Below are 20,780 nucleotides of genomic sequence, written 5' to 3'. Positions count from 1 at the left end.
GCGGGGTGGGATTACTGGTGGGTCTCTTGATGATTGCTGACGTTTCGGCGTCGGAATGCCACCTGTCATTGAGCCGGCCGCAGATCGACTACGGGCCGTTGCGCGTCGACACACAGCCCGGACCCCACGGTATTTCCATCGGTAGACGCACGGTGCACCTCAGCGTGGTTTGCCCTGAGGCGGCGGTGATTGCGCTGCGTTTCCGCGGTGCGCCAGCCGATGCGCAGGGTTTCAGTTTTGGCCATCACGGGCGCTTTGATCTGAGCCTTCGACAGGCATTGGTGGATGGCCAGGCCGTCGAACTGGTGTCGATGCACAACCGCACTGAACGAGACGGGCAGCTGCGCCCCGGCGGTGTGCTGGTGCCACTGAGGGTCGGGCAGCCAATCGCCGGTCGAGTCTTTTCGGCTCAGGTGCAGGTCGATACCTATCTAGCGGGCACCCACCCCGCCGTGCGCGATAAAACCCTGCTGGAGGGGGGAGGCCGTTTCGAAATGGTGCCCGATGGCTGGGCGGTCAGGCGTGCGCTTCGGTAGTGCCGATGAAGTTCGCCAACTCAGCAGTCTGCGGGTTGGCAAACAGCACCTTCGGATCGCCGACTTCATGCACTTTGCCTTGGTGCATGAACACCAGCTTGTCGCCCACTTCCCGGGCGAAGCGCATTTCGTGCGTCACCATGATCAAGGTCATGCCGTCCTTGGCCAGTTGGCGCACCACGCTGAGTACTTCATTGACCAGTTCCGGGTCCAGGGCCGAGGTGATTTCATCGCACAGCAGCACCTTGGGCGACATGGCCAGGGCGCGGGCGATGGCAACACGTTGCTGCTGGCCGCCGGACAGGCGATCGGGGAACGCGTCGAATTTCTCGCCCAGGCCCACGCGTTCCAGCATTTGCCTGGCCAATTGGGCGGCCTTGGCCTTGGGCACTTTCTGCACCACTTGCGGTGCGAGCATGACGTTTTCGCCCACGGTCAGGTGCGGGAACAGGTTGAACTGCTGGAACACCATGCCGACTTTCTGCCGCAGGCTGCGCAGGTCGGCACGGGCGGCGTCGAGGTATTCGCCATCCACCTCGATCACGCCGTCGTTGATCGATTCCAGGCCATTGAGGGTCCGCAGCAAGGTGGACTTGCCCGAGCCGCTGCGGCCGATGATTGCCACGACCTGGCCTTCTTCAACGGTCAGGTCGATGCCCTTGAGGACGTGGTGATCGCCGTAATACTTATGCAGGGCGGAAATTCTAAGCAGAGGCATGCAGTCTCCTTTCCAGGTAGCGCGCACTGAGGGACAAGGGGTAGCAGAGCAGGAAGTAACCGAGGGCCACCAGGCCGTAGACCATGAAGGGCTCGAAGGTGGCGTTGGCGAGCATGCCGCCGGTCTTGGTCAGTTCGGTAAAGCCGATAATTGAAGTGACGGCGGTGCCTTTGACCACTTGCACCGAGAACCCAACGGTGGGCGCCACGGCAATGCGCAGGGCTTGTGGCAGGATCACGTAGCGCAGTTGTTCAAGCGGGTTCAGCGCCAGGCTGGCCGATGCTTCCCACTGGCCATGGGCGATGGAGTCGACGCAGCCGCGCCAGATTTCGGCGAGGTAGGCGCTGGTAAACAACGTCAAGGCAATCGCCGCTGCCAGCCAGGGTGAAATATCCACCCCCAGCAGGGCGATGCCGAAGAACACCAGGAACAGCTGCATCAGCAGCGGCGTGCCCTGGAACAGCTCGATATAGGTACGTGCAAGATTGCGCGCGAATGCCTTGCGGCTGATGCGCAGGGTCATCACCAGCAAGCCGATCAGGCCGCCGCCGATAAACGCCACGAGCGACAGCAACAGCGTCCACTGCAGGCCCGTAAGCAGGTTGCGCACGATGTCCCAGAAGGAAAAATCACTCATCGGCTGTTCCTCATCACAAAGCGGCGGCCGATCCAGTTGAGCAACTGGCGAATCATCAACGCCATGCACAGGTACACCAGGGTGGTCAGGGCATAGGTTTCGAACGCGCGGAAATTGCGTGACTGGATAAAGTTGGCGGCAAAGCTCAGCTCCTCGGTGGCGATCTGCGAACACACCGCCGAACCGAGCATCACGATGATGATCTGGCTGCTCAAGGCAGGCCACACCTTGCCCAGCGCCGGCAGCAGCACCACATGGCGAAACGCTTCGAAACGCGTCATCGCCAGCGCGGCGGCGGCTTCCAGTTGCCCGCGCGGGATGGCCTGGATGCCGGCGCGGATGATCTCCGTGGAGTAGGCCCCCAGGTTGATCACCATCGCCAATACGGCTGCTTGCCACTCGGTGATTTTCAATCCCAGGGAGGGCAGGCCGAAGAAGATGAAGAACAACTGCACCAGGAACGGCGTGTTGCGGATCAACTCGACATACACCCCGAAGAACCAGGCAAAGGGCTGGATCTTCCACGCCCGCACCACGGCGCCGACAGTGCCCAGGGCGACGCCCAGGATTGCGCCGATGGCCGTCAGCTCAAGGGTGAACAGCGCGCCGCGCAACAGCAGATCGGTATTGGCCAGCACCGGCACAAAGTCGAATTGATAGGCCATCAATCAGCTCCGCTTCAGAGATCAGCAGGCAATGGCTCTTTGAGCCACTGCATCGCGTTCTTTTCCAGGCTGCCATCAGCCTTGGCCGCGACCAGGATCTGGTTGACCTTCTCCAGAAGCGCCGGCTCGTTCTTGTTCACGCCCACGTACACCGGCGAGTCCTTGAGCTTCACTTTCAGCGCCGGCACGCGTTTCGGGCTGCGCTCGCTGATCGCCACCATGACCACGTTGCCGCTGGCGATCAGGTCGACCTGGCCGGCCAGGTAGGCCGCGATGGTGGAGTTGTTGTCTTCGAAGCGCTTGATGATGGCTTCCTTCGGTGCTACGGCGGTCAGCTCGATGTCTTCGATGGCGCCACGGGTCACGCTGATGGTCTTGCCCTTGAGGTCGTCGGTGCTGCTGATGGCGGCATCAGGCGGGCCGAACACGGCCAGGTAGAACGGTGCGTAGGCCTTGGAGAAGTCGATGACCTTTTCGCGCTCGGGGTTCTTGCCCAGGCTGGAGATCACCAGGTCGACCTTGCCGGTGGTGAGGAACGGGATGCGGTTGGTGCTGTTGACCGGGGTCAGCTCCAGCTTGACCTTGAGTTGGTCGGCCAGCAGTTTGGCGGTGTCGATGTCCAGGCCGCGGGGTTTCATGTCGGGGCCGACCGAGCCGAACGGTGGGAAGTCCTGGGGCACGGCGACCTTGAGGGTGCCACGGGCGACGATATCGTCCAGACCGTTGGCCTGGGCGGGTGCCTGGCTCAGCATCAGGCTGGCAAACAGGGCAGTGAGCAGGGCGCTGTAGCGCTTGGTCATGGCAACTCTCCGAGAAGGGCGAAGGAATTTTCTGGATTTGCTCAGTGCACAGCCCATGCCAGTACTGCGCGGACCGTCTGCGAGGCGCGAGTTTGTTGAGCTTTGGTGGTCTTACTGGTCTGAACAGCTGTGCGGGTTTTCGCACCCTTTTCGAGCGTCGGTAAAACTGCGCGAGCCCCTTTGGGGCGTGGCTTGCCGTGGCTCCTGAATAGCTTTACAACTAGCCGCTCTGTTGACGCAAATCTTGAGTTTTTTATGAATTCCATCGCCCAAGCCGTACCGGAAGCGGCCCTGCAGGCCATCCGCAAACTGATCAAGGAGCAAGGCTTCGGGCCGGGCGATGCACTGCCGTCCCAGCGCGACCTGGCGGTGCAGTTGGGCGTCAGCCGGGCGTCGCTGCGCGAGGCGCTGTCGTCCTTGAGCGCCTTGGGTGTGGTCAGTGTGCAGCCGGGCAAAGGTGTGTTCGTACAGGCGGTTGAGGATGCGCCGGGCTTTGCCTGGCCTTTTGCAGCCCAGGCCACGCCGCTCGATATCTTCCAGTTGCGCTATGCGCTGGAAGGGTTTGCGGCGGGTTTGGCGGCGGTCACGCTGACGATCGATGAGCTGGACAGCCTGGAAGACAACGTCGAAGCGATGCGCAAGGTGCTCAAGGCCGGTGACTTCGAAGCAGCCGCGCGGCTGGACTTCGAGTTCCACCAGCGCATCCTGTTGGCCAGTGGCAACCAGGCAATGGTGAGCATCCTGAGTGCCCGTGCCGAGGTGTTTCTGGAAAGCCAGAAACTACCGTTCATCCGGCCGGAGCGGGCCATGGAAACCTGGCAGGAACATCGCAAGATCCTGCGCGCCCTGGCCCGGCGGGCCAGTGCGTCGGCGCAGAAAACCATGCAGGAACACGTACGCAACGCGGCGTTGCGCACGGGGATTGCCTTCGTGACTCCTGTTGCGCCCTGAGTTGGGCTATGCGCAAACTCATGCGCCATCATAGGAAGACTCAATCAGAGGCGACTTCCTGAACGGGGGAAGGGCGGCTATGATGGGCAACGTTTTTTTTGCTTACAATCCGGAGACATCCATGAGCAACGATCTTATCAAGCACGTCACCGACGCGACCTTTGAGGCCGAAGTACTCAAGGCTGCTGGCCCGGTGCTGGTTGACTACTGGGCTGAATGGTGTGGCCCTTGCAAAATGATCGCTCCGGTCCTGGACGACATTGCAACCACCTACGAAGGCAAGCTGACCATTGCCAAGCTGAACATCGACGACAACCAGGAAACCCCGGCCAAGCATGGCGTGCGCGGTATTCCTACGCTGATGCTGTTCAAGAACGGCAACGTCGAAGCCACCAAGGTGGGCGCGCTGTCGAAGTCCCAGCTGCAAGCTTTCCTCGACGCCAACATCTAAGCGTCGTCAAAAAGCCCCGCAAATAGCGGGGCTTTTTCGTGAAACAGGGCTAGACGCTCCGAAACTCAGGTGGTACATTCGGCCCCGCACTGGTTTCTCCACTGCCCCCTGCAAGCCGTCGCCGACGCATTCCTTTTCGATTAGTACGCGATCCTGTCGCCTTCTCCGCGGCGCGGCCTCATTAAGCCAAAAGCTTAATTTCCCCCCCTCCATAAATGATTACGTCATTCCTATATGAATCTGACTGAACTCAAGCAAAAGCCGATTACCGACCTGCTCCAACTGGCCGAAGAAATGGGCATAGAAAATATGGCCCGTTCGCGCAAGCAGGACGTGATTTTCTCCCTGCTGAAAAAGCACGCGAAAAGCGGCGAGGAAATCTCCGGTGATGGCGTGCTGGAGATTCTCCAGGACGGCTTCGGCTTCCTCCGCTCTGCAGACGCCTCCTATCTCGCCGGCCCAGACGACATCTATGTCTCGCCGAGCCAGATCCGTCGCTTCAACTTGCGCACCGGTGACACCATCGTTGGCAAGATCCGCCCACCGAAGGAAGGCGAGCGTTACTTCGCCCTGCTCAAGGTCGATACGATCAACTTCGATCGTCCCGAGAACGCGAAAAACAAGATTCTCTTCGAGAACCTGACGCCGCTGTTCCCGACCGTGCGCATGAAGATGGAAGCCGGTAACGGTTCCACCGAAGACCTGACCGGTCGCGTGATCGACCTGTGTGCCCCGATCGGCAAAGGCCAGCGTGGCCTGATCGTCGCCCCGCCGAAAGCCGGTAAGACCATCATGCTGCAGAACATTGCAGCGAACATCGCACGTAACAATCCTGAAGTTCACCTGATCGTATTGTTGATCGATGAGCGTCCGGAAGAGGTCACCGAAATGCAGCGCACCGTGCGCGGCGAAGTGGTTGCCTCGACGTTCGATGAGCCGCCGACCCGCCACGTGCAGGTTGCCGAAATGGTGATCGAGAAGGCCAAGCGCCTGGTCGAACACAAGAAGGACGTGGTGATCCTGCTCGACTCCATCACCCGTCTGGCCCGTGCCTACAACACCGTGATCCCGAGCTCCGGCAAGGTCCTCACCGGTGGTGTCGATGCCCACGCCCTGGAGAAACCGAAGCGTTTCTTCGGCGCCGCGCGGAACATCGAAGAAGGCGGCTCGCTGACCATTATCGCCACCGCACTGGTTGAAACCGGTTCGAAGATGGACGAAGTGATCTACGAAGAGTTCAAGGGTACCGGCAACATGGAACTGCCCCTGGACCGTCGCATCGCGGAAAAACGCGTGTTCCCGGCGATCAACATCAACCGCTCCGGCACCCGCCGCGAAGAGTTGCTGACCGCCGACGACGAACTGCAGCGCATGTGGATCCTGCGCAAGCTGCTGCACCCGATGGACGAAGTGGCAGCCATCGAGTTCCTGATCGACAAGTTGAAAACCACCAAGACCAACGACGAGTTCTTCCTGTCGATGAAACGTAAGTAATCACGACGTTTCAGGTCCGAAGAAATGGCGCCCCCAGGGGCGCCATTTTTTTTGTGTCGGTTTTTCGGTCCCTGCAACGGCCAAATGCACCTCGATAAGCTGCCAGCAGCCCTCAGAGCAGGTAGGATGTACGCCTATTTTACGGGTGGCATGGTTAATGAAATTCAAGGATCTTCGGGATTTCGTGCAGCAACTTGAGCAGCGCGGAGAGTTGAAACGTATCCAGATGCCGATTTCACCGGTGCTGGAAATGACTGAGATTTGCGACCGCACCTTGCGTAACAAGGGCCCGGCGCTGCTGTTCGAGAACCCGACCGGTTTTGACATACCGGTGCTCGGCAACCTGTTCGGTACCCCCGAGCGTGTGGCCTTTGGCATGGGCGCCGAGGCGGTCAGCGAATTGCGCGAGATCGGCAAGCTGCTGGCGTTCCTCAAGGAACCCGAGCCGCCCAAGGGCTTGAAGGATGCCTGGTCGAAGCTGCCGATCTTCCGCAAGATCATTGCCATGGCACCCAAGGTGGTCAAGGACGCGGTGTGCCAGGAAGTGGTCATCGAAGGCGATGATGTCGATCTGGCCATGCTGCCGGTGCAAACCTGCTGGCCCGGCGATGTCGGCCCGCTGATCACCTGGGGCCTGACCGTCACCAAGGGCCCGAACAAGGACCGCCAGAACCTGGGTATTTACCGTCAGCAAGTGATTGGCCGCAACAAGGTGATCATGCGTTGGCTGAGCCACCGTGGCGGTGCCTTGGACTTCCGTGAATGGTGCGAGAAGCACCCCGGCAAGCCGTTCCCGGTCTCCGTGGCCCTGGGCGCCGACCCTGCGACCATCCTCGGCGCCGTGACCCCGGTGCCCGACAGCCTGTCCGAATATGCCTTCGCCGGCCTGTTGCGTGGCAACCGCACCGAGCTGGTGAAGTGCCGTGGCAACGACCTGCAAGTGCCGGCCACCGCTGAAATCATCCTCGAAGGCGTGATTCATCCAGGCGAGATGGCCGATGAAGGCCCGTACGGCGACCACACCGGCTATTACAACGAAGTCGACAGCTTCCCGGTGTTCACCGTGGAACGCATCACCCATCGGATCAAACCGATCTACCACAGCACCTACACCGGCCGTCCGCCGGATGAGCCGGCGATTCTGGGTGTGGCGCTGAACGAAGTGTTCGTGCCGATCCTGCAGAAGCAATTCCCGGAAATCACCGACTTCTACCTGCCGCCGGAAGGCTGCTCGTATCGCATGGCCATCGTGACCATGAAGAAGTCGTATCCCGGCCATGCCAAGCGGGTCATGCTGGGTGTGTGGTCGTTTTTGCGACAGTTCATGTACACCAAGTTCGTTATCGTCACCGACGACGACATCAATGCCCGGGACTGGAACGATGTGATCTGGGCCATCACCACGCGCATGGACCCCAAGCGCGACACGGTGATGATCGACAACACGCCGATTGACTACCTCGACTTCGCGTCGCCGGTGTCGGGCCTGGGCTCGAAGATGGGCCTGGACGCTACCCACAAATGGCCGGGTGAAACGACCCGCGAGTGGGGCCGGGTGATCGTCAAGGATGAGGCCGTCACGGCACGTGTCGATGCGATTTGGAAAGAATTGGGAATAGATTGATGCGTGTAACCCTGCAACCTTCCGGCGCCGTGCTGGAGCTGGTCCCCGGCGAGCGAATCCTCGAAGGCGCGCGCCGCCTGGGCTACGAATGCCCCCAGGCGTGTCGCAATGGCGTGTGCCACGTGTGCGCCGCACTGCTGGTGGAGGGCCGGGTGCAGCAAGCCGGTGAGGTTCGCGACCATGGCGAGTTCTACACCTGCATCGCCGAGCCGCTGGAAGATTGCATTGTGTTGTGGGATGGCGTGCTGGCGCCGGGAGAGTTGCCGTTGCGCAAGTTGTCGTGCCAATTGAGTGAGTGCGTGGAAGTGGGCGGAGATGTGTGGCGCGTGCGCCTGCGGGCCCCGGCCGGCAAGGCGGTGCGTTACCACGCCGGGCAATACCTGATGATCGAGCGGGAGAATGGCGAGAAGTCGGCATTTTCCCTGGCGTCGGCGCCCCACGCCGGTCGCGAGCTGGAACTGCATGTACTGGCCCGCGAGGACAGCGCGCGCAACTTGCTGGAACAATTGCAGCGCAACCAGATGGCGCGCATCGAGCTGCCCTTTGGCGATACCCACCTGGCCGAGCTGCCGGACGGGCCATTGGTGCTGATCGCCGCCGGTACCGGCATGGCGCAGATGCACAGCCTGATCGAGCATTGCCGCGCGTCCGGCTTCAAGCACCCGGTGCACCTGTACTGGGGCGTGCGTCGCCCGGAAGATTTCTACGAGATCGAGCACTGGGACCAATGGTTGCAACTGCCCAACCTGTTCCTGCACAAGGTGGTCAGCGACCTGTGTGGTTGGGAAGGGCGCTGCGGCCTGCTGCATGAAGCGGTGTGCGAAGACATTGCCGACCTCAAGGTGGTGCATGTCTACGCCAGCGGTTCACCGGCGATGATCTACGGCACGCTGGATGCACTGGTCGATGCCGGCATGGATGCGCACCAGATGCGCGCCGACGTATTCGCCTACGCCCCGCGGCCCTGACGCAACGGAACGGTGGAACGGGGCATGCGCACGCTCAGAAACGTACTCCGGTCGTCACCATCGCCGCGTTGAACCCCAGCAGCACCAGTTCCGCCGCCACCGGCCCGTAATGGGTGCCTACCGACGGGATGATCACCGGCGCCACACCGAAACGGTTGAGGGGGATCTTGTCGCGGTATTTGCCGCGATAGCCCTGGATCGCCCCGCCTGTGACCTTCAGGTACACCGCAGAGTCGGCCATGTCATAGCGCTTGCCTGCATAGGCGTAGTAAGAGCGCTGGCTGAACGAGTTGCGAAACGTCGCCCCGCCATACACAAAGCCTGATGCCTCATTGCGCTCCAGGCCGATCAGGTCCTGGTTGTTGTTGTGGTCTTTGTCCGGCGCGAAGTGCCGGGTATAGACGCTGGTCTGCGCGTACCAGAAGCCTTTGTCGTCCTCGGCAGGCGGTGTTTCGCCAGCCAGTGCGGTGGTGGCCTGGGCCAGGAACAGCAGGCCAGGCAGTCGAAATTTCTTCATGGGTGCGACCTCGATAGACGGTTTGATGGGCGGCTAGGTGGGTCGTGGACGTGCGCGCCAGTTTGACGGCTTGGCGTGCTCCCAGGCTGAACCGGGGCTGAAAGTAGCTGGAATGCCCTGTGCAATCCTGACGAAAGGGGCATCGGGCTTATGCATTCGCTTATGCTTTAAAGGTATTTAATTTGTTACATAAATATCCTTAAGCTATATCGCAACGGACTACCGATTTTCTTCCAATAACCATTAACTGACCGCCACCGCCCGCCAGCCGGATCGATCTTGCGAACTCAGAACACTGACGTTCTGATTCTTGATTCAAAGGGGAGCGGTATGGGGAGCTACACGCAACACGCGCTGTACACAGCGATTTTGTCGGCCAATTTGCTGGCCGCTGTGGGTTTCAATCCTATCCTGGCGGCCGAAGCGCCCGCCACCGATGCACCCAAACTCGACACCGTGATCGTCACCGGCACCCGCGCCCAGGAGCGTACCGCCAGTGCTTCGCTGTCTCCGATCGATGTGATTTCCGGCGATAGCCTGCGCAGCACGGGCTCTGATGAGTTGGGGGCGGTGCTGGCGCGCCTGATTCCGTCGATCAACTTCCCGCGCCCAAGCCTGGTGGATGGTGCCGAACTGGTGCGCCCTGCGCAGTTGCGCGGCCTGTCACCCGATCAGGTGCTGGTGCTGGTCAACGGCAAGCGCCGCCACACCAGTGCCTTCGTCAACCTGGGCGGCGCGGTGGGCCGTGGGTCGGCACCGGCGGACCTGAATGCGATCCCGCTGTCGGCGGTGGACCATATCGAAGTGCTGCGTGACGGTGCTTCCGCCCGCTACGGCTCGGATGCGATTGCCGGGGTGATCAACGTGATCCTCAAGCACGCCGACCATGGCGGTTCGATCTCCACCAAGTTCGGCGAATACAAGAAGGGCGATGGTATCCAGCGCAATGTCAGCGGCAATACCGGCCTGGCACTGGGCGACAACGGTTTTATCAACCTGTCGGCCGAAGGGGCTGACAATGACTACACCAACCGCGCCGGGGATGACTACCGCACGGGCAGCGTGGGCTCTACCACCTATGGCCAGCGCGTGTTCCGCCAGGGTGAGCCGGCCACCAATGAAGGCAAATTCCAGTTCAACTCCGAATATTCCTTCAACGATGCGGCCGAGTTCTACACCTTCGGCGGCTACAGCAAGCGGCGCGGCGAGACGGCGGCGTTCTACCGGGCGAGCAATGCGTCCAACAACATCCCGGCGCTCAACCCCAACGGTTACCTGCCGCTGATCAAGGGCAACCTTGAAGACACCTCATTGGTGGTGGGCCTGCGCGGTTTGCTGGCCTACGACTGGCATTACGACCTGTCGGCCAACTATGGCAAGAACCAGTACGCACTCAGCACCGAAACCATCAACACCTCCCTGGGCCTGGCCACGCCGCGCAAGTTCGACAACGGCACCCTGAGCAACGACCAGAAGCAAGTCAGCCTGGACCTGTCCCGTGAATTCGACGTGGGCTGGCTGCCTTACCCGGTGTCCGTGGCGTTTGGCGGTGAATACCTGCACCAGGGTTATGAAATCGAGGCGGGCGAGCCGGCCTCCTACTTTCAGACCGGCAGTTCCGGACTGGGTGGTTTCCGTGATGCCGACGCGGGCACCAGCACGCGCCACAACTGGGCCCAGTACCTGGACCTGGAAACCAACTTCACCGAAAAACTCAGTGCCTCGGCGGCGGTGCGCCACGAGGACTACAGTGACTTCGGCTCGAATGTCAGTGGCTCGCTCTCAGCCCGTTATGACTTCACCCCGCAGGTGGCCGTGCGCGGCAGTGTTTCCAACGGTTTCCGCGCGCCGTCCCTGGCCCAGCAGAACTTTGCCTACACCTCATCGCAGCTGATCGGCAGCACCATCCAGGAAGCCGGCACGTTCCCGGCCAACAGCCAGGTGGCGCGTTTGCTCGGCGCCGAAGACCTCAAGGCCGAGAAGTCGCGCAACTACAGCCTTGGGCTGGTGCTGGAGCCGGCCGATGACCTGACGGTGACGGTGGATGTGTACCGCATCGACATCCGTGACCGTATAAGCCTGTCGTCCAACCTCGGCATAAATGCGGCGACGCGCGCCTATTTGCAGGCCAACGGTGTCGGCAATATCGACTACACCACCGCCCGCTACTTCACCAACGCCACCGACACCAGCACCGACGGCGTCGACCTGGTCGCCAACTATCGTTACCAGTTCGACAGCGGCATCCGCTGGAACAGCACCGTGGGCTACAACTACAACCACACCAAGGTGACGGACGTGAAGGCCAACCCGGCCATCCTCGACAGCCTGGGCGCGAACCTGGTGCGTGTGGACCGCCGCGAGCGCATCGGTTTGCTGGGGGATACCACGCCGCAGCACAAGCTGAGCCTGGGTAACGACTTCACTTACGGCCGTTGGGCCCTGCACAGCAACCTGGTGCGCTATGGTGAATTCACCAGCTACCAGGCGGACAAGGTCAACGACCAGACCTTCAAGGCTGCCTGGGTGCTGGACCTGTCGGCGGACTACAGGCTGAAGAATTGGACCTTCACCCTGGGCGGCGACAACGTCACCGATAAATACCCGGAGAAGGTCAACGCCTTCGCCAGCAGTGGGGGCAACCTGGCCTATAGCACTTTTTCGCCGTACGGTTACAGCGGCGCGTTTTATTACGGTAAAGTTGCTTACAACTGGTAACACACAGGAGGCGCACCGCTTTTCGCCATGACCGCCATTGAATCCGATCTTCTGCAATTGGCTTACCCTCCGCGGCTCGATCTGGGGCCGCAACTCACTCACGAACAGTTAATGAGCTCGATGCAGGCCACCATGGGCCGGCACAAGGGTGGCCCGGTCTGGCTATTTGCGTATGGTTCGCTGATCTGGCGCCCGGAATGTTCGTCGACTGAGCGAGTGCGGGCACGGGTCCACGGTTATCACCGGGGTCTGTACCTGTGGTCCCACGAGCATCGGGGCACGCCGGAGTTGCCGGGCCTGGTCTTTGGCCTGGATCGCGGAGGCTCGTGCAGCGGGTTTGCCTACCGCTTGCCGGACGATCAACTGGAGGCTTCGCTTTACGCCTTGTGGCAGCGCGAGATGCCTTACCCGTCCTACCGGCCGCACTGGCTCAGTTGCCGCCTTGAAGATGGCAGTCAGGTGCAGGCGTTGGGGTTTGTGTTGGAGCGGCACTTGCCCAGCTACGCCGGCAACCTGCCCGATATCGTGCTTAACCATGTGCTGCAAAGCGCTTGCGGGCGTTACGGCACTACTCGCGATTATGTCGAGCAGACCGTCAACGCCCTGCGTAGCCACGCCATGCCAGATAAAAACCTGGAGGCGCGGCTCAAGCGTTGTGCCAAGGATTGCTCAGGCGATTAACGCGCCGAGCTGACGCTGTTGGTGTGCCACAGCGTTGGGATCAGGAATGCGATGGCCAGCACGCACGCGCCGATCAGCAGCACGAAACCGCCGTCCCAGCCAAAATGGTCCACGGTGTAGCCCATGGCCGCACTGGCTGCCACCGAACCGCCCAGGTAGCCGAACAGACCGGTGAAGCCCGCAGCCGTACCGGCGGCTTTCTTCGGTGCCAGTTCCAGCGCCTGCAGGCCGATCAGCATCACCGGGCCGTAGATCAAAAAGCCGATCGAGATCAGCGCGATCATATCGACCATCGGGTTGCCCGGCGGGTTGAGCCAGTACACCAGGGTCGCCACGGTCACCAGCGCCATGAACACGATGCCGGTCAGGCCACGGTTGCCACGGAAGATCTTGTCCGACATCCAGCCGCACAGCAGCGTGCCCGGAATACCTGCCCACTCGTAGAAGAAGTACGCCCAGGACGATTTATCCACCGTGAAGTGCTTGGCCTCCTTGAGGTAGGTCGGCGCCCAGTCCAGTACGCCGTAGCGCAGCAGGTAGACGAACACGTTGGCGAATGCGATATACCAGAGCATTTTGTTGCGCAGCACGTACTTGACGAAGATTTCCTTGGCGCTGAATTCGTCTTCGTGGCTGGCGTCGTAGCCTTCCGGGTAATCATTCTTGTACTGCTCGATCGGCGGCAGGCCCACCGATTGCGGGGTGTCGCGCATGGTAATGAAGGCAAATGCCGCCACTGCCAAGGCCACCGTGGCCGGTACATAGAACGCCGCATGCCAGTCGTTGAACCAGGCCATGCCCAGCAGGAACAGCGGGCCGATCAGACCGCCGCCGACGTTGTGCGCCACGTTCCACACCGACACCACGCCGCCGCGTTCTTTCTGTGACCACCAGTGCACCATGGTCCGGCCACTGGGCGGCCAGCCCATGCCCTGGGCCCAGCCGTTGATGAACAGCAAAATGAACATCATGGTCACGCTGGACGTCGCCCAAGGCGCGAAACCGAAAATGAACATCACCCCCGCCGATACCAGCAGGCCGAAGGGCAGGAAGTAACGCGGGTTGGAGCGGTCGGATACCAGGCCCATGAGGAACTTGGACAGGCCATAGGCGATCGCGATGGCCGACATCGCCAGGCCCAGCTCCCCCCGGGTGTAACCCTCGTCGATCAGGTAGGGCATGGCCAGGGAGAAGTTCTTGCGCAGCAGGTAATACCCGGCATAACCGAAGAAAATACCGGCGAAGATCTGCCAGCGCAGCCGTCGGTAGGTACTGTCGATATTTTCTTCAGGCAGAGGCGCCTGGTGTGCGGCAGGACGAAAGAAAGCAAACATTCAAGAGCTCCAAATTTCTTGTTTTGACTGCGGATGCGAATGTTACAGTTTCGTTACCGAAAATAGCATTGCCTCTTATCTGCAAATACAGGAAATGAGAGTAGGAGCATGTTCTCTTACGAACAGCGAAGATCAAATGTGGGAGGGGGCTTGCCCCCGATAGCGGTAGGTCAGTCAGCTTATCTGTAGCTGACCCACTGCCATCGGGGGCAAGCCCCCTCCCACATTTGATTGCATTTCAGGTCGGTCAGCGGGTTCGAACGACCACCTTGCCCACCGCCTTGCGTTGGCCCAGGTCATTAATCGCCTGGGCAGTCTGCTCCAGCGGATACACCTGCGACACCAACGGCTTGAGCTTGCCCTCACCGTACCAAGTGAACAGTTGCTGGAAGTTCGCCGCATTGTCCTGGGGCTGGCGCTGGGCAAACGAACCCCAGAACACCCCGACCACCGCCGCACCCTTGAGCAGCGCCAGGTTCACCGGTAGCTCCGGGATGCGCCCGCTGGCAAAACCCACCACCAGCAGGCGGCCGTTCCAGGCAATCGCGCGAATGGCCTGGTCAAACAGGTCGCCGCCCACCGGGTCGTAGATCACATCGGCGCCGTTACCGTCGGTCAGGCGCTTGATTTCGTCCTTTAGGCTGGCTTCGCTGTAGTTGATCAGTTCATCGGCGCCGGCGGCCTTGGCCACGGCGAGTTTGTCGGCACTGCTCGCGGCGGCGATCACCCGCGCGCCCATGGCCTTGCCGATTTCCACGGCGGCCAGGCCCACGCCACCGGAAGCACCGAGCACCAGCAGGGTTTCGCCGGGTTGCAGGTTGGCGCGTTGTTTCAGCGCGTGCATGGAGGTGCCGTAGGTCATGCTGAAGGCGGCGGCGGTGTTGAAGTCCATGGTCGGCGGGATCGGCAGCACGTTGTAGCCTGGCACCGCGACCTGTTCGGCAAAGCTGCCCCAGCCGGTCAGTGCCATGACCCGGTCGCCGACTTTCAGGTGGCTGACCTTTTCCCCGACTTCGCTGACTACCCCCGATGCCTCGCCACCCGGCGAGAACGGGAAGGGCGGCTTGAACTGGTATTTACCCTCGATGATCAGGGTGTCGGGGAAGTTGACCCCGGCGGCATGCACGTCCAGCAGGATTTCGTTCTTCTTGATCGTGGGGCTTGCGACGTCTTCCAGCACCAGGGTTTCGGCGGGGCCGAAGGCTTTGCACAGCACAGCTTTCATCGGGCTATTCCTTTTGGTGTCGTGGCCGATAAGTGTAGGAGGGTAGGCCTGTGGGTCAACGAGCATGCTCGGCCCTGATAAGTCGCCATAAGCTTGTGCTCTGCCTTGCTAGCGTTATGCTACCCGGCAACCGAATGTGAGGAATGAACTGTGAAAGCGTGGATCCTATTGATGCTGGCCCTGACCTTGCCGATGGCAGCCCAGGCCGAAGAAGCCAAAGAAGGCGAGGCGCCGAAGGTCAGCTATATCAGCCTGAGCCCGCCGTTCGTGGGTAACTACGGCCTGGATGGCACAGCCAAGCTCAAAGTGTTCAAGGCCGACATCGCCCTGCGCGTGACCGGCGAAGAAGCCGCCAAAGCGGTCAAGGCCAACGACGCATTGATCCGTAACCAGTTGGTCGCGCTGTTCACCCAGCAGACCAATGAGGCCATGAGCACGGTCGACGGCAAGGAGAAGCTGCGCCAGGAAGCCCTCAAGCAAACCCAGCAAGTGATGAACGACGAGACGGGCAAGCCCATGGTGGAAGACCTGCTGTTCAATAACCTGATCATTCAGTAATCAGCCTGGCTTGCGGTTCAGGAAGCCAGGCTCTTCCTGAACCGCGCCAACGCCACCGCAAAAAACAACAGCCCGATCCCCGCCAGCGCCAGCAAGTCCGGCCACACCACACTCACCCCCGCATCGCGAAACAAAATCGCTGCGCTCAGGCTCACAAAGTGCGTCGACGGCGAGCCCTGCATCACCCACTGCAACCACTCGGGCATGCTGTCCAGCGGCGTGCTGCCGCCTGACAACAGCAGCATCGGGATAATCACCGGGATCGCCAGCAAGCCGAACTGCGGCGTGGAGCGGGCGAGGGTGGCGAGGAAGATCCCGAGTGCCGTACTGGCAAACAGATACAGGGCAGTCACAAACAGGAACAACCCCAGCGACCCGGCCAGCGGCACGCCGAGCAGCCCTTTGACCACCACCTCCAGCGATAGCCAGGTGCACAGCACCACCACCAGCATATTGCTCCAGATTTTCGCCAGCATGATTTCCAGTGCGGTCAGCGGCAGTACCAGCAGGTGGTCGAGGGTGCCGTGCTCGCGCTCACGCAGCAATGCGGTGCCGGTGAGCACGATGGCCAGGATGGTGATGTTGTTGACGATCTGGATCACGGCCAGGAACCAGCCGCCCTCCAGGTTGGTGTTGAACAGTGCTCGGGTCGTGAGCAGCGCGGGCGCCTGGCGGGTGGCGTCGGTTTGCCCGCTGTAGCTGAGCAATTCGCGCTGGAAGATCCGCCCGATATAGCCCGCGCCCATGAACGCCTGGCTCATCGCCGTGGCGTCGACGTTCACCTGCACGCCAGGCTGGCGACCGGCCAACAGGTCGGCCTGAAAGTTGGCCGGTACGTTGATCACGAAGGTGTACTGGCCGCTGTCCATCACCTTGTCCAGCTGGTCATAGGCCAACGGTGCCGGTGGTTGGAATTCGGGCGGTTGCAGCGCCTCGGCCATCTGCCGGGAGAGCGCGCTGTGGTCTTCATCGACAAACGCCACGCTGGCGTTGTGCACGCCGATCACCGAGCCGGCGGCGGGCATGTAGATGGCGACGGTGAAGGCGTAGAACAGAAACAGCAGCAAGACGCTGTCGTGACGCAGGCTGGTGAGTTCCTTGATGCCCAGCCGGAAGATGTGTGCGAGCTTGTGCATCAGGCCTCCTGCTTCTTGAGCATGACCAGGCTCAACCCGGTGAACCCGATAAAGAAGCCGAACAGCGCCAGGCATTGCGGCCACAACTGGCGCAGATCCAGGGCCTTGGTGAAGGTGCCCACGGCAATATCCAAAAAGTGCCCGGCCGGAAATAGTGCGCCCATCAAGGCGGCGGCGCCCTCCAGGGACGAGCGCGGCACGATCAGCCCGGAAAACTGGATGGTTGGCAGGCTGGTGATGATCATGGTGCCGAGGATCGCCGCGATCTGGGTGCGGGTGAACGCGGAAATCAGCAGGCCCATGCTGGTGGTGGCCAGCACATACAGCAGCCCGCCAAACGCCAGCGTCAGGCCGCTGCCCTTGAACGGCACGCCGAACAGCCAGCGATTCATCGCCACCAGCAGCGCCAGGTTGACCAGGCTCACGGCCAGGTAAGGCGCCTGTTTACCGAGCAGGAATTCCAGGCGCGTCAGGGGGGTGGCGTAGAAGTTGGTGATCGAACCCAGTTCTTTCTCGCGCACGATGCCCAGGGCGGTGAGCATCGCCGGGATAAACGCCAGGATCAGTGCCATCACGCCGGGGCCGATGGCATTCACGCTGACCACGTCCTGGTTATAGCGAAAACGGGTTTCCAGTTTGGCGGCTGCCTGGGTGCTGCGCGGCAGGCTGCTCAGTTCGGCCAGTTGCTGCAGGTTGCCTTGGTGCACCGCCTCCACATAGTTGCGGCTGGTTTCCGCACGAAACGGCATGCCGCCATCGAGCCACGCGGCCACGGTGGGTTGGCGCCCGGCATAGAGATCGCGACCAAAGCCGGGCGGGATCTCCAGGGCCAGTTTGATTTCCGAGCGTTGCAGGCGTCGGTGCAATTCGGGGGCGTCCTGGATCGGCGCCTGCTCGGCGAAGTAGCGCGAGCTGCGGAAGGCTTCCAGATAGGCGCGGCTTTGTGGCGTCTGGTCCTGGTCGTAGACGGCGAAGGCGAGGTTTTCCACATCCAGGGAAATGCCGTAGCCGAAGATCACCATCATGAACATCGCACCGAGCAGGGCAAAGGCCATGCGTACTTTGTCGCGCAGCAGTTCCTTGCCTTCGCGGCTGGCCACGGCCAGCAGGCGAGACAGGCTGAAACCACGCTTGCTGATGGGCGGCGCATGGGTTTCGCTGACGGTTTTGGCCGACGTGGCAGGTTCGGCATCGCCCTGGGCTTGCTCAAGGCAGGTGACGAACGCGGCTTCCAGGGTGTCGCCGTTGAATTGCCGTTGCAGTGCGTCCGGTGTATCGCAGGCGAGTACCTTACCGGCATGCATCAAGGAGATGCGGTCGCAGCGCTGGGCTTCATTCATGAAGTGGGTAGACAGGAAGATCGTCACCCCTTGTTCGCGGGACAACTCGATCAACAGTCGCCAGAAATCATCCCGGGCCGCCGGGTCGACGCCCGAGGTGGGCTCATCGAGGATCAATACTTCCGGGCGATGCAGCACCGCCACGGCCAATGACAAGCGTTGGCGCAGGCCGAGGGGCAGTTCCCCGGAGGGCTGCTCGGCCACTTCACCGAGGTCGAAACGCTGGATCAGCTCATCGATGCGCGGGCCGCTGTCGGCCTTGGGCAAATCGAACAGTTGCGCGTGCAACACCAGGTTCTGGCGCACGCTCAGCTCGCCATACAGCGAGAAGCTTTGCGACATGAACCCTACGCGCTTGCGGGTGGCCAGGTCCTTGGCGTTCACCGGGTTGCCCAGCAGCGTGGCGCTGCCTTCGGTGGCCGGCATCAGCCCGGTGAGGACTTTCATCGTGGTGGTCTTGCCACAGCCGTTGGAGCCGAGGAAGCCGAAGATCTCGCCACGGCCGATGGCAAAGCTGACCTTGTTCACCGCCGTGAAGTCGCCGAAGCGCAGGGTCAGGTCGTGGGCTTCGATGGCGATATCGGTGTTGGCGTTTTCCCTTGGCGGGATCACCAGGGGTTGGTTGCCGTGGGCGCTGTCGCCCTGGAAGTGGGTGAAGGCCTCATCCAGTTTGCCGCTGGGGGTCGCTGCCGCCAGTTCGCTGCTGAGCCCGTCGGCGATCAGTTGGCCACGGTCGAGCATCAGGCAATGTTCGAATTGCTCGGCTTCTTCCATGTAGGCGGTGGCTACCAGCAGCGTCAGTTGCGGGCGCTCGCTGCGGACGGTCTCCACCAGTTCCCAGAAGCGCCGCCGCGACAGCGGGTCGACACCGGTGGTGGGTTCGTCGAGGATCAACAGGTCCGGATCGTGGATCAGCGCGCAGCACAGGCCGAGCTTCTGCTTCATGCCACCGGAGAGCTTGCCGGCCGGGCGCTCGGCGAAGCGCGCGAGGTCGGTGGCCAACAGCAGGTTGTGCATGCGCTGGTCGCAGTCGGCGTTGGACAGGCCGAACAGCGTGGCGAAGAAGCGGATGTTTTCGCTGATGGACAGTTCGGGGTACAGGTTGCCGCCCAGGCCCTGGGGCATGAAGGCGATGCGCGGGTACAGGCTGTTGCGGTGGCGGCGGTCGGCGATGGAGCCGCCGAGCACCTCCAGTTGGCCGTCCTGGAGCTTTTTAACCCCGGCGATCAACCCCAACAGGCTCGACTTGCCTGCACCATCCGGGCCGATCAGTCCGCAGCGCGTGCCGGTGGGCAGGCTGAAGGCGATGTCGATCAAGGCCTGCTGCTTGCCGTAACGGTGGTTGATGGCGGTGGCGTGCAGCGCCAGGCCGGTCATTGCAGGTTGGCCGGCCAGTCGATGTCAGCCATGCGCACGTAGCCGGCGCCGGGCATGCCCGGTTTGGCCTGGGGCACGGCGCTGGGCTGGGTCAGGCGCAGCTTGACGCGAAACACCAGCTTCTGGCGTTCGTCGCGGGTTTCCACTTCCTTGGGGGTGAACTGCGACTTGGCGGCAACAAAACTGATTTTCGCCGGCAGCGGTTGCTGGGGCAGGGCATCGAGCAGGATGCGTGCGTCACTGCCCACCGTCAGGCGCCCGGTGACGGAGGCGGGCAGATAGAGGTTCATGTACTGATCCTCGGGGTCGATCAACAACAGCACGCGCCCGCCTGCACCGAGGACCTCGCCGGGCTCGGCCAGGCGCAGTTGGATAATGCCGTCGATGGGCGCGCGCAGGCTGCTGTCATCGATTTCGCTGGTCAACTGGGCGACCTGGGCCTGGGCGGCACCGATGGCGGCCTTGACCGAATTGACCTGGGCTTGCGCGGCGATCACGGCGGCGTTGCCGGTGTTCTGGCGGGCCTGCTGCTGGTCGATCAACTGGCTGCTGGCAAAGCCGCGCTTGTACAGTTCCTGGGTACGCTTGAGTTCCTGGTTGGCCAGCAGTTGCTCGCTTTGGCGCAGTTGCACATTGGCCTCGGCGGCGGCGAAGTTTTCCCTGGCGCGCAGCACTTCGGCTTCGGCCTGGGCGCGCTGGGCTTCCAGGGTGCGGGTGTCCATGCGCGCCAGCAACTGGCCCTTGAGCACCTTGTCACCTTCATCCACCCGCACCTCGGCCAGGCGGCCGGGGATCTTGGCGGCGATCTGCACTTCGGTGGATTCCAGGCGGCCGTTGCCCATGCCCAAGCCTTCGGGCAGGCGATCCTGGGTGGACTTCCAGTAACCGAAGCCGCCGGCGGCGAGCAACAAGGCAATCAACAAAGCGGCAAACAGGTGGGAGGAGCGGGGCGTGATCGACATGGGTGCATCCTGCGGCGTTAGCGTCCTAGTTTGACCGAGGCAGCCCGAGGGGCGTTGATGCCGGTCAAATGAAGCGCAAGCCTAACCC

Annotated in this window: 19 protein-coding genes; 9 read left to right on the top strand and 10 right to left on the bottom strand. The window is 61.8% G+C overall.

Going from position 1 to position 20,780, the window contains the following annotated elements:
• Positions 1 to 29: 29 nt before the first annotated feature.
• Complete coding sequence (locus FX984_RS18115; RefSeq protein WP_051429423.1) at positions 30 to 536, top strand: DUF1120 domain-containing protein; 507 nt, start codon at positions 30 to 32, stop codon at positions 534 to 536.
• Here the strand turns inward: FX984_RS18115 and FX984_RS18110 are convergent.
• From FX984_RS18110 to FX984_RS18095, 4 genes are read right to left on the bottom strand one after another with little or no spacing between them, the layout of a single operon-like run.
• Positions 517 to 1,254, bottom strand: a complete 738-nt coding sequence (locus FX984_RS18110; protein ID WP_027608358.1) for an amino acid ABC transporter ATP-binding protein — start codon at positions 1,252 to 1,254, stop codon at positions 517 to 519. The genes FX984_RS18115 and FX984_RS18110 overlap by 20 nt on opposite strands.
• Positions 1,241 to 1,891, bottom strand: coding sequence for an amino acid ABC transporter permease (locus FX984_RS18105; RefSeq protein WP_027608359.1), 651 nt, complete (start codon positions 1,889 to 1,891; stop codon positions 1,241 to 1,243). The genes FX984_RS18110 and FX984_RS18105 overlap by 14 nt, the downstream gene beginning before the upstream one ends.
• Positions 1,888 to 2,556 (bottom strand): amino acid ABC transporter permease, encoded by a 669-nt coding sequence (locus FX984_RS18100; RefSeq protein ID WP_017736949.1) that lies wholly within the window; start codon positions 2,554 to 2,556, stop codon positions 1,888 to 1,890. The genes FX984_RS18105 and FX984_RS18100 overlap by 4 nt, the downstream gene beginning before the upstream one ends.
• A gap of 14 nt (positions 2,557 to 2,570) precedes the next feature.
• On the bottom strand, positions 2,571 to 3,356 hold the full coding sequence (locus FX984_RS18095) for a transporter substrate-binding domain-containing protein (RefSeq protein ID WP_092355803.1): 786 nt from the start codon (positions 3,354 to 3,356) through the stop codon (positions 2,571 to 2,573).
• A 255-nt stretch (positions 3,357 to 3,611) separates the two neighbouring features.
• On the opposite strand from FX984_RS18095, the gene FX984_RS18090 reads away from it, so the two are divergent.
• The 5 genes from FX984_RS18090 (at position 3,612) to FX984_RS18070 (ending at position 8,844) form a co-directional block, all read left to right on the top strand.
• Positions 3,612 to 4,307, top strand: coding sequence for a FadR/GntR family transcriptional regulator (locus tag FX984_RS18090; RefSeq protein WP_027608361.1), 696 nt, complete (start codon positions 3,612 to 3,614; stop codon positions 4,305 to 4,307).
• 121 nt (positions 4,308 to 4,428) lie between these two features.
• Positions 4,429 to 4,758: a thioredoxin TrxA gene (trxA, locus tag FX984_RS18085; protein ID WP_015886460.1), complete on the top strand. Its 330-nt coding sequence runs from the start codon at positions 4,429 to 4,431 to the stop codon at positions 4,756 to 4,758.
• A gap of 234 nt (positions 4,759 to 4,992) precedes the next feature.
• The gene (gene rho, locus FX984_RS18080) at positions 4,993 to 6,252 is read left to right on the top strand and encodes a transcription termination factor Rho (RefSeq protein WP_003176825.1); all 1,260 of its coding nucleotides are present in this window, start codon (positions 4,993 to 4,995) and stop codon (positions 6,250 to 6,252) included.
• A gap of 157 nt (positions 6,253 to 6,409) precedes the next feature.
• Positions 6,410 to 7,876, top strand: coding sequence for a 4-hydroxy-3-polyprenylbenzoate decarboxylase (ubiD, locus tag FX984_RS18075; protein WP_027608362.1), 1,467 nt, complete (start codon positions 6,410 to 6,412; stop codon positions 7,874 to 7,876).
• On the top strand, positions 7,876 to 8,844 hold the full coding sequence (locus tag FX984_RS18070) for a CDP-6-deoxy-delta-3,4-glucoseen reductase (protein WP_146476987.1): 969 nt from the start codon (positions 7,876 to 7,878) through the stop codon (positions 8,842 to 8,844). The genes ubiD and FX984_RS18070 overlap by 1 nt, the downstream gene beginning before the upstream one ends.
• Positions 8,845 to 8,878: 34 nt before the next feature.
• Here the strand turns inward: FX984_RS18070 and FX984_RS18065 are convergent, their stop codons facing one another.
• Positions 8,879 to 9,361: a hypothetical protein gene (locus FX984_RS18065; RefSeq protein ID WP_027608364.1), complete on the bottom strand. Its 483-nt coding sequence runs from the start codon at positions 9,359 to 9,361 to the stop codon at positions 8,879 to 8,881.
• Between the two features lie 330 nt (positions 9,362 to 9,691).
• On the opposite strand from FX984_RS18065, the gene FX984_RS18060 reads away from it, so the two are divergent.
• Together FX984_RS18060 and FX984_RS18055 are read left to right on the top strand one after the other, a co-directional pair.
• Entirely contained in the window at positions 9,692 to 12,079 is a 2,388-nt protein-coding gene (locus FX984_RS18060; protein WP_146476989.1) for a TonB-dependent receptor plug domain-containing protein, read from the top strand.
• Between the two features lie 27 nt (positions 12,080 to 12,106).
• Positions 12,107 to 12,760: a gamma-glutamylcyclotransferase gene (locus FX984_RS18055; RefSeq protein ID WP_027608366.1), complete on the top strand. Its 654-nt coding sequence runs from the start codon at positions 12,107 to 12,109 to the stop codon at positions 12,758 to 12,760.
• On the opposite strand, the gene glpT is transcribed toward FX984_RS18055, so the two are convergent.
• Together glpT and FX984_RS18045 are read right to left on the bottom strand one after the other, a co-directional pair.
• Positions 12,757 to 14,094, bottom strand: coding sequence for a glycerol-3-phosphate transporter (gene glpT / locus FX984_RS18050; protein ID WP_027608367.1), 1,338 nt, complete (start codon positions 14,092 to 14,094; stop codon positions 12,757 to 12,759). The genes FX984_RS18055 and glpT overlap by 4 nt on opposite strands.
• A 247-nt stretch (positions 14,095 to 14,341) precedes the next feature.
• Complete coding sequence (locus tag FX984_RS18045; protein WP_092355795.1) at positions 14,342 to 15,319, bottom strand: NADPH:quinone oxidoreductase family protein; 978 nt, start codon at positions 15,317 to 15,319, stop codon at positions 14,342 to 14,344.
• A 150-nt stretch (positions 15,320 to 15,469) separates the two neighbouring features.
• On the opposite strand from FX984_RS18045, the gene FX984_RS18040 reads away from it, so the two are divergent.
• Entirely contained in the window at positions 15,470 to 15,877 is a 408-nt protein-coding gene (locus FX984_RS18040) for a flagellar basal body-associated protein FliL (protein WP_027608369.1), read from the top strand.
• Between the two features lie 17 nt (positions 15,878 to 15,894).
• Here the strand turns inward: FX984_RS18040 and FX984_RS18035 are convergent, their stop codons facing one another.
• Genes FX984_RS18035 through FX984_RS18025 form a run of 3 tightly spaced genes read right to left on the bottom strand, consistent with a single transcriptional unit; the run spans position 15,895 to position 20,692 of the window.
• Positions 15,895 to 17,013: an ABC transporter permease gene (locus FX984_RS18035; RefSeq protein ID WP_027608370.1), complete on the bottom strand. Its 1,119-nt coding sequence runs from the start codon at positions 17,011 to 17,013 to the stop codon at positions 15,895 to 15,897.
• Positions 17,013 to 19,730, bottom strand: a complete 2,718-nt coding sequence (gene rbbA, locus FX984_RS18030; protein ID WP_146476991.1) for a ribosome-associated ATPase/putative transporter RbbA — start codon at positions 19,728 to 19,730, stop codon at positions 17,013 to 17,015. Before rbbA ends, FX984_RS18035 begins: the two co-directional genes overlap by 1 nt.
• On the bottom strand, positions 19,727 to 20,692 hold the full coding sequence (locus tag FX984_RS18025; RefSeq protein WP_027608372.1) for an HlyD family secretion protein: 966 nt from the start codon (positions 20,690 to 20,692) through the stop codon (positions 19,727 to 19,729). Before FX984_RS18025 ends, rbbA begins: the two co-directional genes overlap by 4 nt.
• Between the last annotated feature and the right edge of the window lie 88 nt (positions 20,693 to 20,780).

Origin of the sequence: Pseudomonas marginalis (genome assembly GCF_008692035.1) — a bacterium.
GTDB lineage: Bacteria > Pseudomonadota > Gammaproteobacteria > Pseudomonadales > Pseudomonadaceae > Aquipseudomonas > Aquipseudomonas marginalis.
This window is presented reverse-complemented; position numbering and strand designations above follow the sequence as displayed.